Annotated in this window: 1 tRNA gene; it reads right to left on the bottom strand. The window is 54.8% G+C overall.

Features of this window, described 5'->3' with window-relative positions:
• Positions 1-29: 29 nt before the first annotated feature.
• Positions 30-104, bottom strand: a tRNA-Glu gene (locus H9X86_RS12360).
• Positions 105-219: the final 115 nt, after the last annotated feature.

Here is a 219-nt window from a genome sequence, read left to right as displayed (position 1 = left end):
AAGCGAATGATCCGTAGTTTGCTTTCGAATGGTGACCCGTACGAGAGTCGAACTCGTGTTTGCGGCGTGAGAGGCCGCCGTCTTAACCACTTGACCAACGGGCCATCGTTGTCACAAGCTGCATATCCTTCGCTTCCGTCGGCGGACGAAAGCTCAGTCATTACGCTGCTCCTCCTCTTCCAATCAAACCCGCTTTGCTGGGCTTTGATCGGAGTCCTG

Origin of the sequence: Pseudoflavonifractor capillosus (genome assembly GCF_016902575.1) — a bacterium.
In the GTDB taxonomy this organism is placed as follows: Bacteria; Bacillota; Clostridia; order Oscillospirales; family Oscillospiraceae; genus Enterenecus; species Enterenecus capillosus_A.
This window is presented reverse-complemented; position numbering and strand designations above follow the sequence as displayed.